General features: G+C 57.2%; 19 protein-coding genes. 10 read left to right on the top strand and 9 right to left on the bottom strand.

The annotated features are described in order from the left end of the window. Positions 1-17: 17 nt before the first annotated feature. Together H7849_RS03225 and H7849_RS03220 are read right to left on the bottom strand one after the other, a co-directional pair. Entirely contained in the window at positions 18-1,547 is a 1,530-nt protein-coding gene (locus H7849_RS03225; protein WP_186744090.1) for an ABC transporter substrate-binding protein, read from the bottom strand. After that, positions 1,540-2,679 carry an anhydro-N-acetylmuramic acid kinase gene (locus H7849_RS03220; protein ID WP_251106581.1) on the bottom strand — a complete coding sequence of 380 codons (1,140 nt, stop codon included), beginning with the start codon at positions 2,677-2,679 and terminating at the stop codon, positions 1,540-1,542. Before H7849_RS03220 ends, H7849_RS03225 begins: the two co-directional genes overlap by 8 nt. 279 nt (positions 2,680-2,958) lie before the next feature. Here H7849_RS03220 and H7849_RS03215 point away from each other — a divergent pair, with 279 nt between their 5' ends. From H7849_RS03215 to H7849_RS03200, 4 genes are all read left to right on the top strand, one after another. Continuing rightward, a complete protein-coding gene (locus tag H7849_RS03215; RefSeq protein WP_186744086.1) occupies positions 2,959-3,321 on the top strand; it encodes a LytR/AlgR family response regulator transcription factor in 363 nt (120 codons plus the stop codon). 10 nt (positions 3,322-3,331) lie between these two features. Then, entirely contained in the window at positions 3,332-4,333 is a 1,002-nt protein-coding gene (locus H7849_RS03210; RefSeq protein ID WP_186744084.1) for a zinc-dependent alcohol dehydrogenase family protein, read from the top strand. A gap of 170 nt (positions 4,334-4,503) precedes the next feature. Then, positions 4,504-5,754, top strand: coding sequence for a flavodoxin-dependent (E)-4-hydroxy-3-methylbut-2-enyl-diphosphate synthase (ispG, locus tag H7849_RS03205; RefSeq protein ID WP_186744082.1), 1,251 nt, complete (start codon positions 4,504-4,506; stop codon positions 5,752-5,754). A 653-nt stretch (positions 5,755-6,407) separates the two neighbouring features. Further along, positions 6,408-6,893, top strand: coding sequence for a hypothetical protein (locus H7849_RS03200; protein ID WP_186744081.1), 486 nt, complete (start codon positions 6,408-6,410; stop codon positions 6,891-6,893). Between the two features lie 1,026 nt (positions 6,894-7,919). Here the strand turns inward: H7849_RS03200 and H7849_RS03195 are convergent. The 3 genes from H7849_RS03195 to queF all read right to left on the bottom strand — a co-directional run bounded on the left by H7849_RS03195 (position 7,920) and on the right by queF (position 11,320). Then, entirely contained in the window at positions 7,920-9,095 is a 1,176-nt protein-coding gene (locus H7849_RS03195; RefSeq protein ID WP_186744080.1) for a glycosyltransferase family 2 protein, read from the bottom strand. Positions 9,096-9,403: 308 nt separating this feature from the next. After that, positions 9,404-10,675 carry a spinster family MFS transporter gene (locus H7849_RS03190; RefSeq protein WP_186744079.1) on the bottom strand — a complete coding sequence of 424 codons (1,272 nt, stop codon included), beginning with the start codon at positions 10,673-10,675 and terminating at the stop codon, positions 9,404-9,406. A 237-nt stretch (positions 10,676-10,912) separates the two neighbouring features. Then, the gene (queF, locus tag H7849_RS03185; RefSeq protein ID WP_186747146.1) at positions 10,913-11,320 is read right to left on the bottom strand and encodes a preQ(1) synthase; all 408 of its coding nucleotides are present in this window, start codon (positions 11,318-11,320) and stop codon (positions 10,913-10,915) included. A gap of 106 nt (positions 11,321-11,426) precedes the next feature. On the opposite strand from queF, the gene H7849_RS03180 reads away from it, so the two are divergent. The 6 genes from H7849_RS03180 (at position 11,427) to H7849_RS03155 (ending at position 17,554) form a co-directional block, all read left to right on the top strand. Next, positions 11,427-12,668 (top strand): efflux RND transporter periplasmic adaptor subunit, encoded by a 1,242-nt coding sequence (locus H7849_RS03180; RefSeq protein WP_186744078.1) that lies wholly within the window; start codon positions 11,427-11,429, stop codon positions 12,666-12,668. Then, positions 12,668-13,654, top strand: coding sequence for a tetratricopeptide repeat protein (locus H7849_RS03175; RefSeq protein WP_186744077.1), 987 nt, complete (start codon positions 12,668-12,670; stop codon positions 13,652-13,654). Before H7849_RS03180 ends, H7849_RS03175 begins: the two co-directional genes overlap by 1 nt. A 69-nt stretch (positions 13,655-13,723) precedes the next feature. Further along, positions 13,724-15,031, top strand: a complete 1,308-nt coding sequence (locus H7849_RS03170; RefSeq protein ID WP_186744076.1) for a TolC family protein — start codon at positions 13,724-13,726, stop codon at positions 15,029-15,031. A gap of 143 nt (positions 15,032-15,174) precedes the next feature. Beyond that, positions 15,175-16,653, top strand: a complete 1,479-nt coding sequence (hpnJ, locus tag H7849_RS03165) for a hopanoid biosynthesis associated radical SAM protein HpnJ (RefSeq protein ID WP_186744075.1) — start codon at positions 15,175-15,177, stop codon at positions 16,651-16,653. Between the two features lie 86 nt (positions 16,654-16,739). Further along, entirely contained in the window at positions 16,740-17,162 is a 423-nt protein-coding gene (locus H7849_RS03160; RefSeq protein WP_186744074.1) for a DMT family transporter, read from the top strand. After that, positions 17,159-17,554 carry an EamA family transporter gene (locus H7849_RS03155; RefSeq protein ID WP_349627453.1) on the top strand — a complete coding sequence of 132 codons (396 nt, stop codon included), beginning with the start codon at positions 17,159-17,161 and terminating at the stop codon, positions 17,552-17,554. Before H7849_RS03160 ends, H7849_RS03155 begins: the two co-directional genes overlap by 4 nt. 8 nt (positions 17,555-17,562) lie before the next feature. Here H7849_RS03155 and H7849_RS03150 read toward each other — a convergent pair whose 3' ends face one another. The 4 genes from H7849_RS03150 to hpnC form a co-directional block, all read right to left on the bottom strand. Further along, positions 17,563-19,392: a glycoside hydrolase family 15 protein gene (locus H7849_RS03150; RefSeq protein ID WP_251106580.1), complete on the bottom strand. Its 1,830-nt coding sequence runs from the start codon at positions 19,390-19,392 to the stop codon at positions 17,563-17,565. A 63-nt stretch (positions 19,393-19,455) separates the two neighbouring features. After that, positions 19,456-20,871: a hydroxysqualene dehydroxylase HpnE gene (gene hpnE / locus H7849_RS03145; RefSeq protein WP_186744073.1), complete on the bottom strand. Its 1,416-nt coding sequence runs from the start codon at positions 20,869-20,871 to the stop codon at positions 19,456-19,458. Between the two features lie 4 nt (positions 20,872-20,875). After that, positions 20,876-21,823, bottom strand: coding sequence for a phytoene/squalene synthase family protein (locus H7849_RS03140; RefSeq protein WP_186744071.1), 948 nt, complete (start codon positions 21,821-21,823; stop codon positions 20,876-20,878). After that, the gene (hpnC, locus tag H7849_RS03135; protein WP_186744069.1) at positions 21,820-22,767 is read right to left on the bottom strand and encodes a squalene synthase HpnC; all 948 of its coding nucleotides are present in this window, start codon (positions 22,765-22,767) and stop codon (positions 21,820-21,822) included. The genes H7849_RS03140 and hpnC overlap by 4 nt, the downstream gene beginning before the upstream one ends. Positions 22,768-22,770: the final 3 nt, after the last annotated feature.

The raw sequence follows: 22,770 nt of genomic DNA, 5'->3' as shown, positions 1-22,770 counted from the left end.
TCCTGTTCCTATTCGTTTTATTCCTTCACCGTTGCGTCGCGCAAAAAATCATAATTGCCGGAGGGAGAAAGATGTAGATTCTGGAGGCGACGGCTGTGCACCAACACTGTGTCGAGATACCAAAGATTAATGGCCGGCATGTCGTCGGCGAGAATCTTCTGCACTTCAGCATAGATTGATTGCTGCTGCGATCGGTCTGCAGTCGAAGCGGCGTCGGTAAGCAACTGGTCTACCTTAGTGTTCGCGTAAAAGCCACGATTTGCGCCGTGCGGAGGGAAGCTTGCCGTTGTAAAAGAGTAGCGGAAGATGTCCGGAGCTTCGTTGCCCCCGATCCAGCGCGACGGGGCGATTTGAAAAACACCGCGGCTGATGTCTGAATAGAAAGTCGCAAATTCGAAACTGCGCACGTCTAAAGCAATACCGACTGCGGTAAGCTGCTGCTGCACGACCATCGCTAACAAACGGCTGCCCTCATCGGTTGAAGTTTTCATGCCGAGGTGAAAGCGGTAGGCGTCCGCTTTGCGCGAATACCCTGCTTGATCGAGCAACGTGTTTGCTGATACAGGATCGTAGTTGTGACGCGCAACATTGCCATTCCATGCCCAGTGCTCCGGGGGCAAAGTGCTTTCTGCCAACCTTGCCTCGTCACGATAGAGCGAGTGGATGATCAACGGGCGGTTAATGGCGAGCGCGATGGCGTTGCGTACTCGCGCGTCGCGCAGAATTGGATCACGTGTGTTGAAAGTTAGATAGACGAGCGTAGTGCCAGGGCCTGAGTCGATCTGCAGGTTGGCGTCTCGTCGCAAAGCATAGACGGTGTCTGCTGGCAACGCGTTGATCGCAGCATCAGCGGAACCTTTTTGCAATTCCAGCGCTCGGGTGGTGGCATCGGGGACTACGGCGAAACGCAGACTTTGGATGGATGGTAACGGCTGCCAGGATTGCGCGGCGCGCATGAGGATTACGTCCTTGTCCTGTTCCTGACTGACAAATTGGAACGGGCCGCTGCCGATGGGATGTTTCCAGAAGTCGCGTCCGCTGCCTGCGGGAACGACGCCGAAGCCGCCGTCGCTGAGATTCCACAGCAATGCCGGGTCTGGCTTCTTGAGATGGATGACGAGGGTTTGTGCATCGGGTGCGTCCACACGATCGATGGTCTGATATGCATTCGCTTTTACGCTGATGACCTTGCCTTGCATGATGGTGTCCAGCGTGTACTTTGCGTCGGCCGCTGTGAGGTGTTTTCCATTGTGGAAATGGACGTCGTTGCGAAGATGAAAAATGTAGGTCAACGTGTCGGGATTATCCCAACTAGAAGCTAGCCACGGTTGTAAGTTGAAGTGTTCGTCTTTGCGGACCAGGGAGTCGAATATCAAAGAATCGATACGCTCGGATTGCGCGTCCACGCCGATGCGCGGATCGAGGTTCGTGGGGCTGCTTTCGATCAGGACGGTAACAGTGTTGGCCGATTCTCGTTTGTGCCGGCAGCCGAGTTGGAGGCAAGTGACGCCTATCGACAGAACGATCAACGCAAGCTTCTTAGGCATGAGTGATCTGACCTAGGATTGCTGGTCGCTTCGCTCCAGTTGCGGATGGAACGTTTGCCGGACGTCGATGCCATGTGTAATAGGCAAGCAACGCAAAGGCCATGGCCTCCTTTGCGTCTACCGGAATGCCGGCATCGGAGCTTTCCAGAAGATTGCACCCCAACGGTTCTAGCCTTTGCTGGAGCATCGCCATCAACGTTTTATTTTTTGCTCCTCCACCGGAAACAATGTAGTCGACAGGGATATTCGATTTGAGCCTTGGCTGGACAAATTCCTTGAATGCACGGGTGATGCTATCGGCCGTGAGAGCAGTCGCGGTTGTGATCGCATCTTCGTTGCTGCCACCGAATTCTTGGCAAAGCTGCAAAAGCCTTTCAGCAAAAGCTGCACCGAACTCCTCGCGCCCTGCAGATTTCGGTGGCTTTGCCCTGAAAAACGGATGCTTCAGAGTCGCCGACAGTACGCTTTCTATGACGTGGCCTCGGGAGGCAATTTTGCCACTGCGATCATAGGACTTCTGGAATAGCTGCTGCATCAGTGCGTCGATCACCATGTTTCCCGGACCAGTATCGAAGGCGATCAATTTGTTGATGCCAGAGGCTGGAGGTATCAACGTTAGATTCCCGATGCCTCCAATGTTCTGGAGAACGCGTGCACGCTTGTTGTCGGCGAACTGGACGTAGTCCAGCAGAGGCACGAGCGGCGCGCCTTGTCCGCCAGCGACCATATCGGCGGGACGGAAATTGCTCACGATGGGAACGCCCAGTTCCGCGGCAAGGAGCGCAGGCTCACCGATCTGCCATGTGCAGGCAACTGTGCGGCCTGCATACATGGCAGTCGCACCCTGGTGGTAAATTGTCTGTCCGTGACATCCGATGAGTTGCAGGTTGACGGGATGGCGCTTCACCGTTGCGCGAAGCGCTTCCACATAGGCCTGCCCGAGCCGCCAGTTGAGCCTCGCCAGGTCGGCCGTGGACGTGGATTTTGCGTCCATTGCAGACAAAATTACCTTGCGCAAAACAGGCGTAAATGGAAATGCCTCATGACCGATCAGCTCTAGTTTCAGGCCATTACCTTTGGGCCGGATTTGTACGAGCGCCACATCGATGCCGTCGGCGGAAGTGCCGCTCATAACACCTGCGACTGTCATTGGGACGAAAGGAACAGGCCTGGAACTGGAATGGGCTTTCGGGCTGCCGCGCAACAATTGGTCCTCTGATCTTTAGCCCTCATTGTATGTCCTTGCTGCGACAATTTCCGTCCAGGCATGTGACGAGCATGCTATTGAGGCGTTTGAACTGAATGCGCTCGACTATCTGCTGAAGCCGTTCGATGAAGATCGTTTGCAGCGTGCCCTTATCGCGCGCGCGAACGGCTTGCTTCGGACGGGCAGCAAGAAATCATAGCGCAATTGGAGAAGCTGGTTGCGAATTACCGTCCGGCTGGGCCGGAGCGGTTTGTTGTTCGGAAGACGAATCACCACGAGTTTGTTTCAGCAGACTCGGTGAACTGGATCGAATCGGCGGACAACTATATTGAGTTGCATTGCGGAAACAAAACCCATCTGCTGAACGAGACGATGAGCAGGATCGAGCAGCGGCTTGATCCTCATAAGTTCTTGCGGATTCATCGGCGGCATATTGTGAATGCCAGCCGGATTCTTGCCGTGCATCCCTTGGCTGGCGGCACCTATGAGATCGAGATGCAACATGGTGTGCGTCTCACTTCCGGACGGAATTTCACGCAGGCAGTCCGGTTGTTGATCGGGCGCTAAAATCGGAGGAATGCGAGCCGCTGTCCTTTATCAACCTGCTCCGATTGAACAGAATCCACTTCATCTTGAAAACCTGCCTGTACCGGAGCCGGGACCGGGCCAGGTTCTGCTTCGCGTCGAGGCTTGCGGCGTTTGCCGGACGGATCTGCATATCACCACTGGTGAGTTGAAGCCGCTGCTGGCGGCGGTCACTCCGGGGCATCAGATTGTAGGGCGTGTCGAAGAATTGGGTGCAGATGTCTTCGGAATGAAGATTGGTGAGCGGCTTGGCGTCTCCTGGCTTGGTGGCGTCGATGGGACTTGTCTGCTGTGCCGCAAGGGGATGGAAAATCTCTGCGACCATCCCACGTTTACCGGTTACTCGGTGAATGGCGGCTACGCCGAGTATGTGATTGCGCGCGCAGACTTCTGCATTCCATTGCCGGAAGAGGCCGCAGCGAAGGATCTGGCCCCGCTGCTGTGTGCGGGGATTATTGGGTTTCGGAGTCTGCTTGTAGCGGAGGTTGAGCCGGGGGATCGTGTTGGGCTGTTCGGGTTTGGGGCTTCGGCGCATCTGGCTATCAATGTTCTGAAGCATTGGGGTTGCGAGGCCTACGTGGCTACGCGCGGTGCTTCGCATCAGAAACTGGCGCACGAGTTGGGAGCTGTCTGGGTGGGCGAGGCTACGGAGCGGCCTCCCGTGCAGCTTGATCGAGCGGTTACGTTTGCTCCCAGCGGCGATGTGGTTCTTGCGGCGCTCGCTTCCCTGAGGAAGGGCGGGATTGTTGCGATCAATGCTATTCATCTCGATCGGATGCCTCAGTTTGATTACGACTCACTGCTTTGGGGCGAGCGGCAGCTGCGGAGCGTGGCGAACATGACGCGGCAGGATGCGCGCGACTTCGTCAAGCTGGCTACTGAGATTGGAATTCTGCCTCGGACTACATTGTTTTCGCTCGATCAGGTCAATGAGGCTTTGGCTGCGGTCTATCACGACTCGATTGATGGCGCTGCGGTTGTGCTCTGCTCTTAACTCCGTCGTACTTACGACTTAAGCATAGGGTTCTCGCTTTCCCACCCTGACTTAGTCAGGATGGAACATCTCTTTTCGTACCACTTCTGAGGCAAAGCAGGTCCTTCCACTTCACTCCGTTCAGCGTCAGGATGACAAGTCTCTCTAGTAGAATGGTTATGAGGAAATCTATGCCGGAAATACAGCGCAGGAAGACCGTCACGGTCAGGATCGGCCATGTTCGGGTCGGTTCGGACGTGCCGGTTATCGTCCAGTCGATGACCAATACCGATACCGCCGATGTTCAGGGGACGATTCAGCAGGTAGCGGCGCTCGCCGCGGCTGGGTCGGAGTTGGTGAGGGTGACGGTCAACAATGACGAGGCGGCCAAGGCTGTTCCTTACATTGTGGAAGGACTGGCGAAGCTGGGCATTCATGTTCCGATCATTGGCGATTTCCATTACAACGGGCACCTGCTGCTGAAGAAGTATCCGGACTGCGCGAAGGCGCTGGCCAAGTACCGCATCAATCCCGGTAACGTTTCGATTGGACGCAAGAACGACGACAACTTCCGCACGATGATTGAGTGCGCGATTGAAAACAACAAGCCAGTCCGCATTGGCGTGAACTGGGGCTCGCTCGACCAGGCGCTGCTGACGCGCTTGATGGACGAGAACTCGAAGCGGCCCGATCCGCTCGACGCCCGCGACGTAATGATGGAGGCGATGTGCCGCAGCGCGCTGGATTCGGCTGCTGCTGCCGAGAGCTATGGTCTCGGGCACGACAAGATCATCATCAGCGGCAAGGTCAGCGGCGTTCGCGACCTGATTGATGTTTACGAGATGCTCGCCAGCCGTTGCGATTACCCGCTGCATCTGGGCCTGACCGAGGCCGGGATGGGGATGAAGGGTATCGTCGCCTCCACTGCCGGGCTTTCGCCCCTGCTGCTCAAGGGCATTGGCGATACGATTCGCGTTTCGCTGACTCCGAAACCAGGCGGCGACCGCACGGAGGAAGTGCTTACGGGACAACAGATTCTGCAGTCGCTGGGCATCCGGAGCTTTACGCCGCAGGTGACGGCTTGCCCTGGCTGCGGGCGGACGACTTCGACCTTTTTCCAAGAATTGGCCCAGCAGATCCAGAACTATCTGCGGGACTCGATGCCTTCGTGGCGCGAGCGCTATCCGGGGGTTGAGGAGCTGAAGCTCGCCGTCATGGGCTGCGTGGTCAACGGTCCGGGTGAATCGAAGCATGCCAATATCGGCATCTCGCTTCCGGGGACGTTTGAGGAACCAAAAGCACCGGTTTACGTCGATGGGCGATTGATGACGACGCTGCGTGGCGATACGATTGTTCAGGACTTCCAGAAGATCCTCGACGAGTATGTGAAGACTCGTTACGGCAAGGGTTCGCCGAAAGAGGAACTGGTCGGAGTTCGGTGATCTTGGGCTTGGTGGGGCATGCAGTTCGCCCTGCCACCTCCCCCTCTCCCCCTCCCTCCAGGAATCGCCTTCTTTTATTTTCAATCGTTTACGAGGGGATCATCCCCTGCTATGCCGCTGATTCTAATCGGGTTAAGTGGTTTCTAGTGTTTTCAATAACTTAGCGGGGATCCTCTCTCCCGGAAATGAAAAAGCCTGCCGCAGGGCAGGCTTTTTCTTCTTATATTTAGAATAGCAGCTTTCGCGAAATAACACGCCAATTTTCGGTTGCTTTAAGTGGTTTGTTGTCTGTGGCTTGCAAAGTATTTTTGCGATTGCCCTCTTGACAGGGGGAAACGGCCCGGGGCTAAAGCCCCTTTTCTTGAACCCGTGACGCGGGGCTGAAGCCCCGCTCTTTCACCACCGCCGTCCTGCTGCGCAGGACAATCGGTATGCTCTGGGCTCCAGCATAGGAAGGAAGGTCGATTTTCTTGCTTCAGTAGGCGTTTTAGAGCAGGGCTTAGGAAAAATGTTGCGCGAAAGGGCTGTTTAAGGGAACAATTTGTGTCATTTTCGCGGGTCTTAGCGCATTTTCTTGACCTGTCTTTTCGCGCCTCTGCCTTTCGTAATCTTTTCCTCTTTTGGCGCTTGACCTAACTTGGCTTATCGGGAAAATGTTCATACGAACGCTCACTCTGTGTCTGGCCGTTCTGTGTCCGGTAGCTTCGTGGGCCGGAAAAACTTGTTATTCGCCGGAAGACGCGCTGGCGCACCAGAACAAAGACATCTGCGTATCTGCGCACGTTTATGACGTGGTGGAGCTGGCGGATGGGACGCGGTTTCTCGATGTCTGCAGTCCTGAGACGCCGGATGACAAGTGCCGGTTTACGGTGATGAGCGCGAACGGGGACCGAAAAACTGTTGGCGATCTGAATCAGTATCGGGAGCGGGATATTCAGGTTCGCGGCGTGGTTCGGCCTTTTGCCGGACGGGCGGAGATTCTGTTGAGTGATGCGCGGCAGTTTCATGGGGGCGCGGAGAAGTTTCGGCCCAATCCGGCGCTGTTACATGGATTCTCGGCGGAGGATGGGCGGACGGCATTCACTGATCCGGCTTTGAAGAGTGGGAAGCATCGGAGTGTGTTTCAGACGGCGCATTGAGTGGTGCTGCTTCAAGCCCTGCGGGATCTCTGCCTCGTAAGCACACGCTGCATCACGAAAGAAGCCACAAAAACTCCAATGAATGTAAGCCCACACTCGAGGGAGTGAACTACCTGAGCACTACGCACGGTTAGATACGGGTATGGGTAGGCTTTATGCGGAGCGAAGTAGAAATGATTGAATGATTCTGTAGCGATCTGGAGAAGCACACAGATTGCCGACAGGAGCGCCAGAACAAAAGCTATAACTGACTGTTTTGCTTTTGATTTGGGCCACGGCACGACTCCAATCCTCTCACGCAGCCACTACCGGAACAAATATTCAATACTTCGACATACTGCTCTCCCACCCTTCGCTTTGCGAAGGATGGGGCACCCGTTTCCGTGCCTCTGCTGGCAAAGACGGGCCTTGCTTTGCAAGGCTTCGCACGCACTTTGTTTGTGCGGGTCCTTCGACTACGTTTCCTTCGGTCACTTCGCTCAGGATGACGGTGGTTGTCTTAACGCTGCGGTCTCCCACCCTTTCGCAAACTGCGCGAAAGGATGGGGCACCCCTACTGATTTCTCTTTCTTGGCTGAAGATTGCTGGGTGTAATCGTAACTTGCGGGCATCGTATGGATTCCTCGCGCGGATTGCGCGCTCAGAATGACGGCTGGGTTGGGGGTGTGCTTTCCCACCCTTTGCTTCTCACACCATCACGCGAAACCCGCGCGTGCCGGGGACCCGATTTGCAAAGGATGGGGCACCCTTTTTCGTCCTGATGCTGCCGAAAGACGGGCCTTGCTTTGCAAGGCTTCGCACGAACTTTGTTCGTGCGGGTCCTTCGACTTCGTTTCCTTCGGTCACTTCGCTCAGGATGACGGTGGTTGTCTTAACACTGCGGTCTCCCACCCTTTCGCAAACTGCGCGAAAGGATGGGGCACCCTTTTTCGTGCCTCTGATTAGAAGCCGCAGGTCCTTCGACTGCGCTATGCGCTTCGCTCAGGATGACATCTTTAGGGGCGGAGTTGATGGTGATGGCAAAGTTCAGCGCAGGGGGCCGGCGTTTTTGCGGAGTTCGGCTAGGGGGTAGAAGGTGCCTCGCCAGACGATGCCGCGGCGGACCAGGGTAACGATCATTGACCGCCACATCATGTAGACGATGATGCAGGTTGCCACGGGAAGCAGGAGCACATAGACGGGGGAGATGCCGCTGATGTGGCGTTCGCAGCAGCGGTAGATTCCGAGGGCAGCTTCAAGGGCGAGGAGGCTGGCGGCGATGGTTTGCCATGGGCCGAAGAGTCCGCAGAATGGGGTAAGGCAGAAGGTGGCAACAAAGAGGCTCGCGGCGAGGAGCAGTGCAGGCTGGAAGCGGAAGGCGGCGAAGACGTTTTTCGTCAGGTTGCGGACGATGCCGAAGGCGCCGGAGGCCCAGTGCACGCGGGCCAGATCGCGTCCCAGGACGACGTGCTGGCGGTAGCCGTTGCGCTTGACCTGGTAGCCGAGTTTGAGATCTTCGCAGACCTCCATGCGATGGCCTTCATAGCCTCCGATGCCGCGGTAGACGTCGCTGCGGATGAGGTTGAAGGCTCCGATGCCAACGGCCTCGCGACTTTTGGTATCGCGGGTTTTCCAGGGGCGCGTTGCCAGGAAGGAGAGCGCCTGAATGGCGGAGAGCATCATGCGCTCGCCGAATGTTTTGTGAATGAGCGTCGGGATGAGGATGACGTGGTCGGCTTCCCTTTCCGCATAGAGGTGGGCGCGGCTGAGGCAGTCCTCGCGAAAGAAGATGTCGCCGTCGGTGAAGAGCAGCCAGGGCGCGGAGGCCTGGCGCGCGGCGAGAGCCATGGCGTGGGTTTTGCCGAGCCATCCTTCTGGCAGTTCCTTGATGTGGATGATGCTGATGCTTTTGTTCTGTGCGAGGCCTTCGGCGGCGATGCGGTCCATGATCTCGCCAGTTCTATCGGTCGAGCGGTCGTTGACGGCCAGGATTTCCAGGGTGATGTTCTGCTGTCCGAGCAGTGAGCGCAGGGTTTGCTCGATGGCTTGGTCTTCGTTGCGGGCGGGGACGATGACGGTGATCTGCGGGGTTGTTGCTGGTTGGTTCGAGTCGGACTCGTTGAGTAGGTTGGGGAGCTTGGGGAGATTGCGGCGGGCGGTTGTGGAACGCCATGTCCAGATAAGGGCGATGAGCCAGTTGAGGAGGATGGCGATGATGCGCATTCTTTTCAGTATCTATGAATGGGAGGGTTTTCGTTGGGTGGTTGTCATTGTGGCTCATGTCATCCGCTGGGATTCTTCGTCGCGTTCCACCCCGTCACGCGAAAGGCGCGCGTGCCGGGGGGCCCCGGTGCTGCTCCTCAGAATGACGGCTGGGTTGGGGGTGTGCCTTCCCACCCTGACTTCGTCAGGATGGGGCACCCGTTTTCGTGCTGATGCTTAAGGGAAAAGCAGCCTTGCTCTGCAAGGCTTCGTTCCCTTCGGTCACTTCGCTCAGGATGACAGCATCTGGACGCTCGCGTCGATGGTGGCTAGTGAATTGGTGAGAGTTGACGGGTGTCTTCGCTTTCGGGCAGGAGCGGAGCGAAGTGCGAGCCGGTGAAGAGGATGAGGCTGGCGATGGCCAGTGAGACGAGGGTGGCGCCGAGACCGATGCGTAAGGATGAGGTCCTATCCGATATATGGCCGATCAGGCGCGGCGAGAAGGCGTCGCCCAGGCCGTGGATCATGAAGAGATTGATGGCGAGAGCGGTAGAACGGATGGGGGCGGCCACCGAATTTACGAGGCATGCGTTCAGAGGTCCGTTGTTGAGGAAGAGAAGAAATTCGGCGAGGAAGACGGCGGGAATGAGGAGAGATCGCGGGCCGAAGATTGCGGCGGCAGCGGCGGGGATGGCGATGAGCATGCTCCACGCGGAGAGGAGATAGAGGCCGCGATGATTCTTGCGGAGCCAGCGCTGGCCGAGCCATCCGCCGGCGACTGTGCCGAGGAGACCGTCGATGGCAGTGATGGCGCCGCTGATCAATCCGGCTGATGCGAGGGAGTATCCGGCGAAGCGGACGAAAAACGTTGGCAGAAAGGTGGAGATGCCTCCGACGGTAAAGGTCCACATCGCCATGCCGAGGGTTGCTGTCCAGAATGCGGGGTTGTGGGCAAATCCGGAGATGGTTGCGCGGTTGATGGTGGGCGCGAGTTCGTCGGCGGCTCCGCGCGCGGGCTCTTTGACGAAGAACCAGAAGGCGGCGGCGATGAGCACGCCGGGCGCCGCGGCAACGTAGAAAGGCATGCGCCAGCCATAGTACTGGCCGAGTACGCCTCCCATTAAATAGCCAAGGGCGGCTCCTACCGGAATGGTGATGTAGAAGATGCTCAGGACGCGGTTGCGGTCGATTTCCGGGTAGTAGTCGGCGAGAAGCGCCGGCGCGTAGATGCTGAAAGTCGCTTCGCCGATGCCGACGATGGCGTGGCGGAAGAGCAGCGTGTCATAACTATGGACAGTTGCGGTGAAGAGAGTGGCGGCGCTCCAAAGAAGCGTTCCGGCGACGATGAGCGGGCGGCGCGGGAAACGGTCGCCGAGCCATCCGGTGAGCGGCGCGGCGATCATGTAGGTGAAGAAAAAGGCCGAGGTGAGCAGGCCCATCTGTGCGTCGTTGGCGTGGAATTCTTTTTGCACGAGCGGCTGCACGCCGGGTAGGACGTAGCGGTCGATGAAGTTGAAGAGATTGAGGCAGGTGAGCAGGAACAGCGCGATGCCGGCGGTTTGAGCGGCTGAGGGATTTGCTCGCTGAAGATGCGCTGTCATGCGGTGTGTCGCATGATATCAGCTTGATGGTGGTTTGGGCGGTACCTTGCTTTCCCACTCTTTCCTTGCGACTGGGTCCTCGACTTCGGTCGCACTGCTCCTCAGGATGACGGCTTATTTAGAGTTGTGCTTTCCCACCCTGATTTCTTCAGGATGGGGCACCCGTTTTCGTGCTGCTGGAAGAAAGCAGGTCCTTCGACTCCGCGCTTCGCGCTCCGCTCAGGATGACAATTCTTTTTATAGCTGGTCGGTTTTCGGGCGGGGCCAGCGGGCTTCGACCGTGGTCGAGATGCCGCCGCGTGGGCGGAAATCGCCTTTGACTACGGCCCAGATGGGATCGCAGGCTTTCACAACGTCGTCGAGGAGCTGGTTGACGACGTTCTCCTGAAAGATGCCGAGATGGCGATAGCTGAAGAGATATTCCTTGTAGGACTTGAGTTCGAGGCAGAGGTCGCGGGGCATGTAGCGCAGCGTGATGACGCCGAAGTCGGGCAGGCCGGTCTTGGGGCAGACAGAGGTGAATTCGGGATCGTCGATCAGGATTTCGTAGCCGGGAAACTGGTTTTTCCAGGTCTCGATTGCGGGAAAGGAAAAGTCGAGCCCGGCTTTTGCGTGCTCGTCCGTGTATCTTTCAGAAAGTGCCATGCATTTATTGTAGGGCAGCGTGCGCGAGCGTCCGCTGGATGCGGGCATATTTCCTGATGCGGATGTACATCTCATTGAGTCTTATATACTGACTCACGGTTGCAGGATGGCAAGAGCAGGAACAACGACGAATCGTACGAAGTGGATCTGGATGGGAGCGGCGGTGGCGGTGGCGCTGGTCTTCTATCTTGTGCATCTGGCTACGCGCACGACGCTGCCTATACGCGCCGCTGAGGTGGAGCGCAGCAGCCTGAAGAGCACGACGTCGACGAATGGCAAGGTTGAGCCGGCTTCGTATTTTGAGGCTCATGCGCCGTTTCCGGGTATCGTAAAGTCGATTTACGCGCATGAGGGTGACAAGGTCACCCAAGGCAAGCTGCTGTTGCAGATGGATGACACGGATGCGCTCTCAAAGCTGGCAACAGCGATTGCCGCGCTCAGGGGCGCGCAGGCCAGCTATGATGCAACGATGAATGGCGGCACGCAGGAAGAACGGTTGTCGCTGAACGGTGACCTGACGAAGACACAGATGGATCGGGACCAGGCGCAGCGCGATGTGGCCGCTCTTGAAAAGCTGCAGGCGCAGGGGGCGGCTTCGGCGGCGGAAGTGGCTGCAGCGAAGGATCGCCTGACTGCGACGAACAATTCGCTTGCGCTGCTTGAGAAGAGGAAGTCCGGGCGTTATGACTCGGCAGACATTGCCCATGCCAAAGCCGCGTTGGCGGATGCGCAGGCTGGATATACCGCAGCACAGGAAGTTGTGAACCAGGCAAACGTAAAGGCTCCGTTTGCAGGGACGCTGTATTCAATTCCGGTTTCGAAGTCTGAATATGTGCAGTCTGGAGACAAGTTGCTGCAGATGGCTGACCTGACCAAGATGCAGGTGCGCGCATATTTTGATGAGCCGGAGATTGCTAAGATCCGCGAGGGGATGCCGATCGCTATCCGCTGGGACGCAATCCCGGATCGAGAGTGGCATGGTCACGTGGAGCGCGTTCCTTCGACGATCATCACCTATGGAACGCGCAACGTGGGGCAGGTGCTGATCTCGATTGACGATGCGGACGGCAAACTGCTGCCCAATACAAACGTAACTGTCGCGGTGACAACTTCAGATACGCCGGATGCACTGAATGTTCCGCGCGATGCGCTGCACACGGAGCAGGGAAAGTCGTATGTGTATCGGGTGATCAATGGAACGCTCCGTCGCACGCCTGTGACGGTGAACGCGCTGAACCTGTCGCAAGTTGAGATCGTCTCCGGCCTTCACGAGGGCGATGTCGTTGCTCTGGGGTCAACAAACGGACAGCCAATCAGCGAGGGTGTCGCTGTGAGGATTGTGCGGTAATGCACGTGGTTGCTCGAATCGTATTGTTTGTTCTTCTCGGAGGTGCGACTGGCGTGGCCTGCGCCAATGTGCCACCTTCGCAGCTTCTGGAGGCAGTCCGCGGCGACCTGACGCAAGGACGCGCCGATCATGGCCTGCAGGCGCTGGGACAGGTGCTGGCACAGGATCCGCATAACGCGGAAGCGCACAACCTGCAATGCCGGATTTATCTGCAGGAACAGCGCTGGAGCGACGCGATCAAGGCATGCCAGGCGGCGGTGAAGCTGATGCCGGATAACAGCAGCTATCACCTGTGGCTGGCGCGGGCGCTGGGGGAGAAGGCGGATCGTGTGGCGTTCTTTACCGCTTTCAAGATGGCGAAGCAGATTCACGTGGAATTCGAGACGGCGGCGAAACTGGACCCGCACAATGCCAATGCTCTTTCGGATCTTGGCGAGTTTTACGTCGACGCACCGGGAATCGTAGGCGGCGGGCTGGACAAGGCCGTAGGTGTCGCACAGCAACTGGATGCGTTTGCTCCGGATCGAGCTCACTATATTCGCGCGCGGATTGCCGAGAATCAGAAAGATTATGCGCGGGCTGAAGAGGAGTACAAGGCTGCGATTGCCGGATCGAGGGATCCTGCCGATGCGTGGATGGATCTGGCATCGTTCTACCGCAAGCGCCAGCGCTATGAGGACATGATTCAGGCAGTGCATAGAGGGGCGGCCCTGGATACGGAGCATGGCGTGGCTTCCGCGGATGGGGCGTCGGTGTTGATCCGCGCCAACCGCGATCTGCCTTTTGCGCGGCAATTGCTGGAGCAGTATCTGGCTTCATCGAATAAGTCAGAAGATGCGCCGGCATTTCAGACGCATGTTCAGCTTGGGAAGCTGTTGACCACTCTGGGCGATGCTGCTAACGCACAACAGCAATTTGCAGCCGCGGTGGAACTGGCCAAGGATTACCAGGCTGGTTCGCAGGCAGCTACAAACAGCGGCAGGTAACAGAGAAACTGAAATTCGTTCCGGTACGAATAGAATCAGGGTTTGCAGTTTATTGCGAGGTGGTTCGGGGTGAGCCGACTACACGGCAGATGGATGGCTCTGAGCGCTCTTGGCGTGCTCTCTTGCTTGAGCGCGGGCGCGCAGGTCTCACTCTATACGGTGGTTGATCTGGCGCTGCGAAACAGCACTTCGGTGCGCATGGCGCAAGCGGATTTGATGCGGGCTGCCGCCGGGCTGACGGAATCGAAAGACGCCTACATTCCAAACCTCAATTTCGGCTCAAGCCTCGGGTATTCTTACGGTTTCCCTCTCGGCGAACCCTCGGTTTTCAATGTGAGTTCACAGTCGCTGCTGTTCACGTTTTCGCAGCCGGACTATATCCGCTCGGCCCGCGCGGCAGTGCACGCCGCAGAGTTTAGTCTGAAGGACGCCCGCCAGGCGGTGATTCTGGATACTGCGCTCGATTACATCCGGCTGGATCGAGCGCAACAGACGGTGGCCGCCCTCGACCAGGAAAAGCAGGCTGCCGAGAAACTGGTAAGCATTGAGGAAGAACGGGTGCTGGCCGGAGTAGAAAACCGGATGGAATTGACCAGGGCAAAACTGGCTGCCGCGCAAATCGATCTGAGGCGGATTCATTCGCAGAATGATGCTGAGGTCGTGCGCGAGCAACTGTCCCATCTGACCGGCCTTCCGGCGACGAGCTTTGTCACCAGCTCGAATAGCATTCCTGCGATTCCTCAAAACCCCACGGAGCCGGCAGCCAGCCCAGTGATGATGCAGAATGCAAGCGTACAGGCAGCGCAGGCCAATGCGGTTTCCAAGCAGTATGTTGCCTTTGGCGATTCGCAGCAGATCTACCGTCCACAATTCTATGCTGGGGGCAACTACAGCCTGTTTGCAAAATTCAATAACTACAACGAGTACTATCAGCACTTCCAGTACAACAACTTCGATATCGGCATTCAGATCAAGGTCACGCTTTTTGACGCTGCGATCAAGGCCAGAGAGCGGCGTTCCGCCGCCGATGCGGCGCATGCAGCAGCGCAGGCCGACCAGGCGCGGGATCTTGCAAGCGAGCAGATTCACCAGTTGCAACAGAGCATGAACGAGTTGACAGCGCAGCAGCGGGTGGTGCAACTGCAGGCGGAGCTGGCGCAAGAGCAACTGGACGCGATTACGACACAGTTGAGTAATGGGAGCGGCTCGCCCAACGCCCCTATCCTGACACCGAAGGATGAACAGTTGGCGCGCATCCAGGAGCGCGAGCGGTATGAGGATGTGCTGGATGCAAACTATGCGGTTCTGCGGACTGAACTCAGTCTGCTGCGGTCAACTGGTGGCATTGAGGACTGGGCGAAATCGGGGCCAAAATAATCGAACCCGAACGCATTTTTCGCCATCTTTGTAAGTAATTGCTTTCTTTGAGTATACCTCGTGCGCAGGCTCCGCAGGGTATCTGCAAGAGCACCCTGGAACGGCTAAAAGCTGCTCCGGATGTTACACTTAGGTATACGCAAATGCCTCTAAAAACACTATTTCTAAACCCGCCTTCCTTTGAGAATTTTGATGGTGGCGCCAGCTCTCGCTGGCCGGCCACGCGTGAGATTGAGTCGTACTGGTACCCGGTATGGCTGGCTTATCCGGCCGGCATGCTGGAGGGGTCGCGGCTGCTGGATGCGCCTCCGCACCACGTTTCGGCCCAGGAAACGATCGAAATTGCGAAGGGCTATGAGTTTCTCGTGCTGTTCACCAGCACACCGGGCTGGACGGGTGACCAGAAGCTGGCGGAAGCGATCAAGCGCGCCAATCCTTCGATCCGCATTGCCTTTGTCGGACCTCCGGTGACGACTTCGCCGGACCGCGCTCTGAATGAGTGCGAGGTGATCGATTTTGTGTGCCGCCGCGAGTTTGATTTCGCGACCGTGGAATTTGCAAATGGCAAGCCGCTCAACGAGATACTGGGTATCAGCTATCGCAAGGATGGCAAGGTCGTGCACAATCCCGACCGCCCGCAAGTAGACAACCTGGACGCGATGCCGTGGGTGACAGATATTTACGCGCGCGACATGGATGTGACGAAATACAACGTGCCGTTCCTGCTGCATCCATATGTTTCGCTGTACTCGACGCGTGGATGCCCGGCGCAGTGCACCTTCTGCCTGTGGCCGCAGACGCTTTCAGGCCATGCATGGCGCAAGCGGTCTACAGATGATGTGGCGGCTGAGATGGCGCATGCGAAGGCGCTCTTTCCGCATGTGAAGGAATTCTTTTTTGACGACGACACCTTCAACATTCAGAAGGCGCGCACGATTGAGCTTTGCGCGAAGCTGAAGCCGCTGGGTCTGACGTGGTCGTGCACATCGCGTGTGACGACGGACCGTGAGACGCTGAAGGCCATGCGTGAGGCCGGTTGCCGCTTGCTGATTGTGGGCTACGAGTCGGGCGATCCACAGATTCTGAAGAACATCAAGAAGGGCGCCACAGTGGAGCGTGCGCGCGACTTTACGCGCGACTGTCATGATCTTGGGCTGACGATTCACGGCGACTTTATTCTTGGATTGCCGGGCGAGACGAAGGAATCGATTCGCAACACAATCAATTTTGCGAAGGGTCTGGATGTCGAGACGATTCAGGTTTCGATTGCGCACGCGTATCCGGGCACGGAGTTTTACGAGTTCGCAAGAGAGAACGGCTTCATCATCAACAATGGCGCGATGGTGGACGATGAGGGCCACCAGCTTGCGCACATTGAGTATCCGGGGCTGCCGACCGAGTATGTGCTGGAGATGGTGCACCGCTTCTACGACGAGTACTACTTCCGTCCGAAGGCTGCATGGCGCGTGGTGAGCAAGGCGATTGTGAATCGCGATGTGCCGCGTCTGTATCAAGAGGCGAAGTCGTTCCTGAAGCTGCGTTCACAGCGAAACAAGATTGTGAAGCAGAAGAAGCAGGAGAAGGCAAACGACACGGTCAAGCCTGTCGGCGCTGAAGTTTAATCGCTGGTTCTAATAGAGCTAGAGTTCAACGGTAATTTCCGGCCAGCCGCTCGCTGGCCGCTTTCTCTTCTATGACGCGAAGCACCATGACATTCCGGCGATACATGGTGCTGGCGTTTGTCTCTGTCTCTGCTCCTCTGGGTGACACGCTTCTTGATGTTGGCATGAAGAGGATTGGGCCGGTTTCGCTGGCTCACATCTCGACACTGTTTCATGCAGTGAGCACGCCATGGGTGGCGTCGGGGATTGTGCTGTTGATTGGATTTTTTGCGTCGTATCTGACGGCCCTGTCGTGGGCTGATCTCACCTTCGTTCTCCCTGCAACTTCTTTTGGCAACGTGATTGTTGCCCTGCTGGCGCGCTTCTGGCGGCATGAGCAGATTTCGCTTTCGCGATGGGTTGGAATTTTTTTGATTACGGCTGCAGTGGGGTTCGTTACGCGTGGGCCGTCGTACACCGAGCATGAGAAGCCTATAACGACGCCCGATACAGCGGAGGTTTGCCAGTGAGTCCGCTGCATCATTCGGGAGTGGCAAATGCGGCGATGATTGCCAGCATTGTGGTGGCGGCTACGGTAGGCGACGTGCTGATTGCGTCAGCAATGCGGCAGATCGGCGACCTCGATGAGATCAAGGCCGAGTCGGGGCTCGCGGGGGCGATCAAGGCGGTTGTCACCAACACCCGCTTCTTCACCGGTGTGGCGGCGATGGCGGTGAGCTTTTTTTCGCTTCTGTTCGCTCTGAGTCATGCAGATTTGAGCCTGGTAGCGCCGGCTTCCGCATCCTTGACCGTGGTGACGAACACACTCGCGGGCAAGCTCTTTCTCAAGGAAAACGTGGACAGACGGCGGTGGCTGGCTGCGCTGTGCGTGTGCGTTGGCGTGGTGCTGCTGGCGCGGTAAGTGCCTCGTCAATGCCAAGCTGCGTTATCCCTTCCACTAAACGCGCGGTCCAGATAGGTTGCGGCGCTGATCAATGCCAGATGGCTAAATGCCTGTGGAAAGTTTCCCAAGTGTTGTCCGCTGCTTCCGAGTTGTTCTGAATACAGGCCCAGATGGTTTGCATAGCCTAACATCTTGTCGAAGAGCAGACGCGCCTTCTCTAACTGATGTGAGCGAGCGAGGCATTCAATGAACCAGAAAGAACAGGCGATGAAACTGCCTTCAGTGCCTTGCAATCCATCGATGGCACTCCTCTTTGTGTCATAGCGATAGACGAGGCTGTCTTCGGTCAGGGTTTTCTCGATGGCATCCATGGTGGAAAGCCAGCGTGGATCAACCGGGCTGATGAAGCGCATGAGCGGCATCAGTAGAGAAGACGCGTCGAGGCTGCTGGAACCTTGATATTGCACGAATGATTTCTGTGATTCATCCCAGAAGTTGGTGAAGATGTCGTCGGAGATGGCGTCGCGTATGGTGAGCCACTCTACAATCGGGCCAGCCAGCGAACGTTGGCGGCCCAGCCGAATAGCGCGATCGAAGGCTACCCAGCACATGAGACGTGAATGCAGGAAATGGCGGCGACCGCCGCGCACTTCCCAAATGCCTTCATCTGGGCGGTTCCAATTTTTGCTCAGCCATTTGAGGATACGGTGCACTGCCTGCCAGTCGTCGTGTGAGATGCCGTCGCCGTACTTGTTGGAGAGATAGATGGCATCCATGAGCTCGCCGTAAATGTCGAGTTGCAGCTGGTTCGATGCGGCGTTGCCAATGCGGACGGGTCGCGAATCCTGATATCCCTTGAAGTCTTCGAGAATGGATTCTTCCAGTTCCTGATCTCCATTGATGCGATACATCACCTGCAGTGGCCCATGTTCTGCGTCATCGTGCAGGCGATCGCGCAGCCAGTTTGCAAATGCCTGTGCTTCTTCCACGAAGCCGAGCCGCATGAAGGCATACAGGCTGAAGGCGGAATCGCGCAGCCATGTATAGCGATAGTCCCAGTTGCGCTCGCCCTTGATTTTTTCCGGCAGGCCGAAGGTTGGGGCGGCGATCAGAGAGCCGTATTCCTGGCTGCAGAGCAGCTTCAACATGAGCGCAGAACGATCGACCATCTCGCGCCATCGACCGGAATAATTGGAGCGGCCGATCCAATCGCGCCAGTAGCGCGATGTTTGATTGAAGTGGTTTTCAATCGCTTTCGGCCGGAGGATTTTTACGTCGGGCGACGCCTCGCCGAATATGAATGTTGCGGTCTCGCCGGATTTTAGCGTGAAGCTGGCGGCAGCATCCACGCCTTCCAAGGCCACGGGGACAGTTGCGTGCAGCATCATCCCGGGTAGGTCGGCGCTCTCTGGTTCGAAGAGGACGCCGCCGGACTCTGCCCGCGCAATATGGCTACCGCGTGCATAGTTGAACCGAGGAGCGCAACGCATGCGGAAGCGTATCTCTCCTTTAATGACGCGTACCATGCGGATGATCTGGTGGGCGTAGATGGCGCCTTTTTTCCCGGCGAGGATCGGCATGAAGTCGGTGATTTCGGCGACGCCGGACTCAGAGAGGAAGCGCGTGACAAGGATGTTGGTGTCGGGGAGGTAGAGTTGCTTGGTGCGCTGGTTTTCAAGCTCGGCCCAGATGCAGAAAGAGCCACCGTGTTCGTTGTCGAGCAATGCGGCGAAGACAGTGGGTGAATCAAAACTCGGGAAGCAGTAGAAATCGATCGAGCCTTCCATGCTTACCAGCGCAATCGAACGCATATTCCCGATGACGCCGTAGTTTTCAATCGGCTGGGGGGCCATCATCACCTCAGGTGTTACATGGCTTAGATGTTCCCAGGCGCGAAAGTGATCACTTAAAGAGACGCATCAAGTAAAGAGACGCATCAAGCCGGAAGGGGGCAGGTCAGGCTGCAGGAATTTTTCCGGCCTGCCGGCGGCATTGCTCAGCGCTTCTGCGGCGAGGAAGCCGCTTCGCGCCGCGCCTTCCATGGTGGCGGGCCAGCCTGTGGCGGTCCAGTCTCCGGCAAGGAAGATGTTAGGCCAGGGGCTTTGCGCAGTCGGCCGGATCTTGTCGATTCCCGGAGGAACGGAGAACGTGGCGCGGACTTCTTTTGTCACCGCACCTTTTAGGAGTTTGGCTTCGCGCACGGTGGGGAAAAAGAGAGCCAGTTCTCGCACAGCGAGGTCGATGAGTTCCTGACGCTGCATCGGGATCACGGAGCGTAGGACACTGATGACAACTTCAATGTAATGGCCTTTCTGGCCGTGGCGCTGCGGTTGTAGTTTTGATTTATTGAAGAGCCATTGGATGGTGGTGTCGAGCATCGAAGCGTGTTCGAGATCGGTGATTTCGCGGTCGAACCAGAGATGGATGGCTGCAATGGGTGCGTGACTGAATTGGCTTACGTGCGCGGTAAGCGCGTCTTTTCCCGGCGCGGCAGGAAGCGTTGGCAGGAGCCTTGCCATTGCTTCGAACGGCACCGCGAAGATGACTGCGTCACTGATGAAGCGCTCTGCTTCGGTTTCGATGGCCCATTGTTGGGTCTGGTCGTCTTGTGCGATGCGCGTGACGCTGGCTCGCAGATTGATGTCGGCTCCGCGCATTTTGAGAGATTGCAATGCGTGGCCGTACAGGTCGCTTAATGGGACCGAAGGAATGGCCATGCGGCCCGCTTCGGGGGAGCGGAGGAAGAGTTCGCGGCAAACTTTTGCGGCGTAGTGAACGGAGGTCTTGTCCAACTCTTCGTTGAGTGCGGCGAAGAGAACCGGCTCCCAGAAACGTTTTATGGCTGCTTGAGTTTGTTTATGACGAATGAGCCAGTGGTAGAAGTTCTCTTTCGTATCTTCGGGGATCCCGGTGATGAAGGTGTTGAGGCCGCGCGCTATGGCGATCTTGTCGGCGAGCGAGAAGGCGTGGGCCTTGAGAAACCCGGGGCTCGCGTGCCAGGGTGCTGGTAGAGCGGAGGGGCTTAGCACGGTTCTGCGGCCACCGGGTTCTATCATGGTAATGGCGTCGAACCAGTGGAGTTTGTCGAGTGCGCCGATGCGGCGGTAGAGATCGATGAGGTTGGTGCAGCAGCCGAAGAGCAGGTGCTGGCAGTTGTCGATGATCTCGCCAATGCCAGGATGTTCGTAGGAAGACGCGCGGCCGCCGACATAGGGACGACGCTCGATGAGACGCACTTTGTATCCGGAATCGGAAAGCGCCTGCGCGGCAGCGAGTCCCGCAACTCCTCCACCGATGACTGCAACCGATTCGATCTGACGATTTCCTTCTGACATCAACTTAGCTTTTGCCTCGCAAGCGGTTGACGAGTGTGCGAACCAGTCCACGCGCGAGTATGGCTAACTTTGCAGTCGTCGGGACAGAAACTCTCTCGGTAAATACATCGAAATTTCTGTCTTCGATACGACAGAGCAGGCGGTGATAGATGGTGATCAAAACCCAGAGCGCCGGACGAGCATCGGCTGCAATCAGCGGCAATAAGGCTTCACCCGATTTGTAATAGTGCTCGGCACGCTTTGCTTCGAACTCCAGAAGCTCGCGCTGATTCAGAGTGAGATGATGACCGTTCGTGAGCTTCCGGATTTCGTCGATGGATACGCCGAAGCGTTCCATGTCTTCGAGAGGCAGATAGATGCGGTCGCGCTCCGCGTCTTCGCGTACATCGCGGAGGATGTTGGTCAACTGGAAGGCTATGCCTGTTTCCTCCGCTAATTTTTCGGCATGCGCATCCGTGTATTCGAAGATACGGATGCAGACCAGGCCCACGACGGACGCTACATAGTAGCAATAGCGATAGAGGTCTTCGAAGGTGGCGTAGGTGTCGAAGCGCAGCGGGTGCACTGCTTCGCTGCCGGGAGAATGATGATTGGTGTGTGCTGGATGCAGGTCCATCGCAGTTCCCTGCACCAATTGGTCCAGAAGATCGGTGGTGATGTGAAAGCGCGACTGCGCATCGCGCAATGCGATGAATACCGGGTCGTCCGTTGCTTTTCCCTGCGCGGCGTCATGCCAGGTTGCGAGCCACCTGTCGAGATCGTTGCGACGCTCCCCTCGCGACTTGGTTTCGTCGTCCGAGAGGTCATCCGCGTGGCGCATGAATGCGTAAACTGCGCAGATGGCGTCGCGCTTGGCCTTAGGGAGCGCGACGAAGGCGTAGTAAAAGTTCTTGGCCTCTCGGCGTGCGATCTGTCGGCAGATCGCGTACGCCTCATCGATACTTACGGTCACGCAACGCTCCGCCCAAAGAACTTGCCACTTAATGCGCGGAAAAGCAGCGCGACTTTCTTGCCTTTCGAGATGGCGGGGCGCGCTCGGAGCACGTTGTAGTCCTGCTGCTCGATGGCGTTGAGAATTTCAAGGCCGCCACGGCTGAAGAGGTCGAGGTCGACGGCGAGTTCGCGGTCGACCATCTGGATCAGCGGCATGCCTTTCGTGAACAATTGGCGCGCATACTCGACTTCATACTGCATGAGTTCACGAAATTGTGGCGTAAAGTTTCGGTTCGCGATGGTTGCTTCGTCAACGCCAAAGCGGCGCATGTCTGCAAGTGGGAAGTAGATGCGATCTTTGTCGTAGTCGACGGTTACATCCTGCCAGAAGTTGGCGAGTTGCAGCGCCGAGCAGGTGTGATTGGATAGCGCGAAGCGCTCGGCATCGCGATATCCGCACGCGTAAAGGACAAGATGGCCGACTGGATTTGCCGAGTAATGACAATAATGAAGGACGTCATCCATCGTCTCGAAGCGCGTGACGGTCTGGTCCTGACGGAAGGCTACGAGGAGATCGGCGAAGGGATCCTTCGGGATATCGCAGATGCGAATGGTCTCGGCGAGCGCAACGAATACCGGGTGCCGAGCTTCTCCGCGATAGCAGGCATCGAGTTCTTCCCCCCAGAGATTGAGCAGCGCCAGCGCCTGCTCTCGATTCCCTACTTCGTCGCCGAGGTCGTCGGATATACGGCAGTAGGCGTAGATGCTGTGAAAATGGCGGCGCAGGCGCTTGGGCAGAAACCACGAAGCTACATGGAAGTTTTCGTAATGTGTTTCCGCGAGGCGCTGGCAATAGGCGCGAGCTTCCTCAATCGTCGGAGCCTTCTCGGGTATGCGATATTCCGCTGGAAGCGCGGCCCAGCCTTTTTCGATCAGTTCACTTTGTGCAGTATTTGCGGTCATCGC

This window comes from Alloacidobacterium dinghuense (genome assembly GCF_014274465.1).
Lineage (GTDB): Bacteria > Acidobacteriota > Terriglobia > Terriglobales > Acidobacteriaceae > Alloacidobacterium > Alloacidobacterium dinghuense.
Note: the sequence above shows the minus strand (reverse complement) of the source record. Positions and strands in the feature narration are given on the sequence as shown.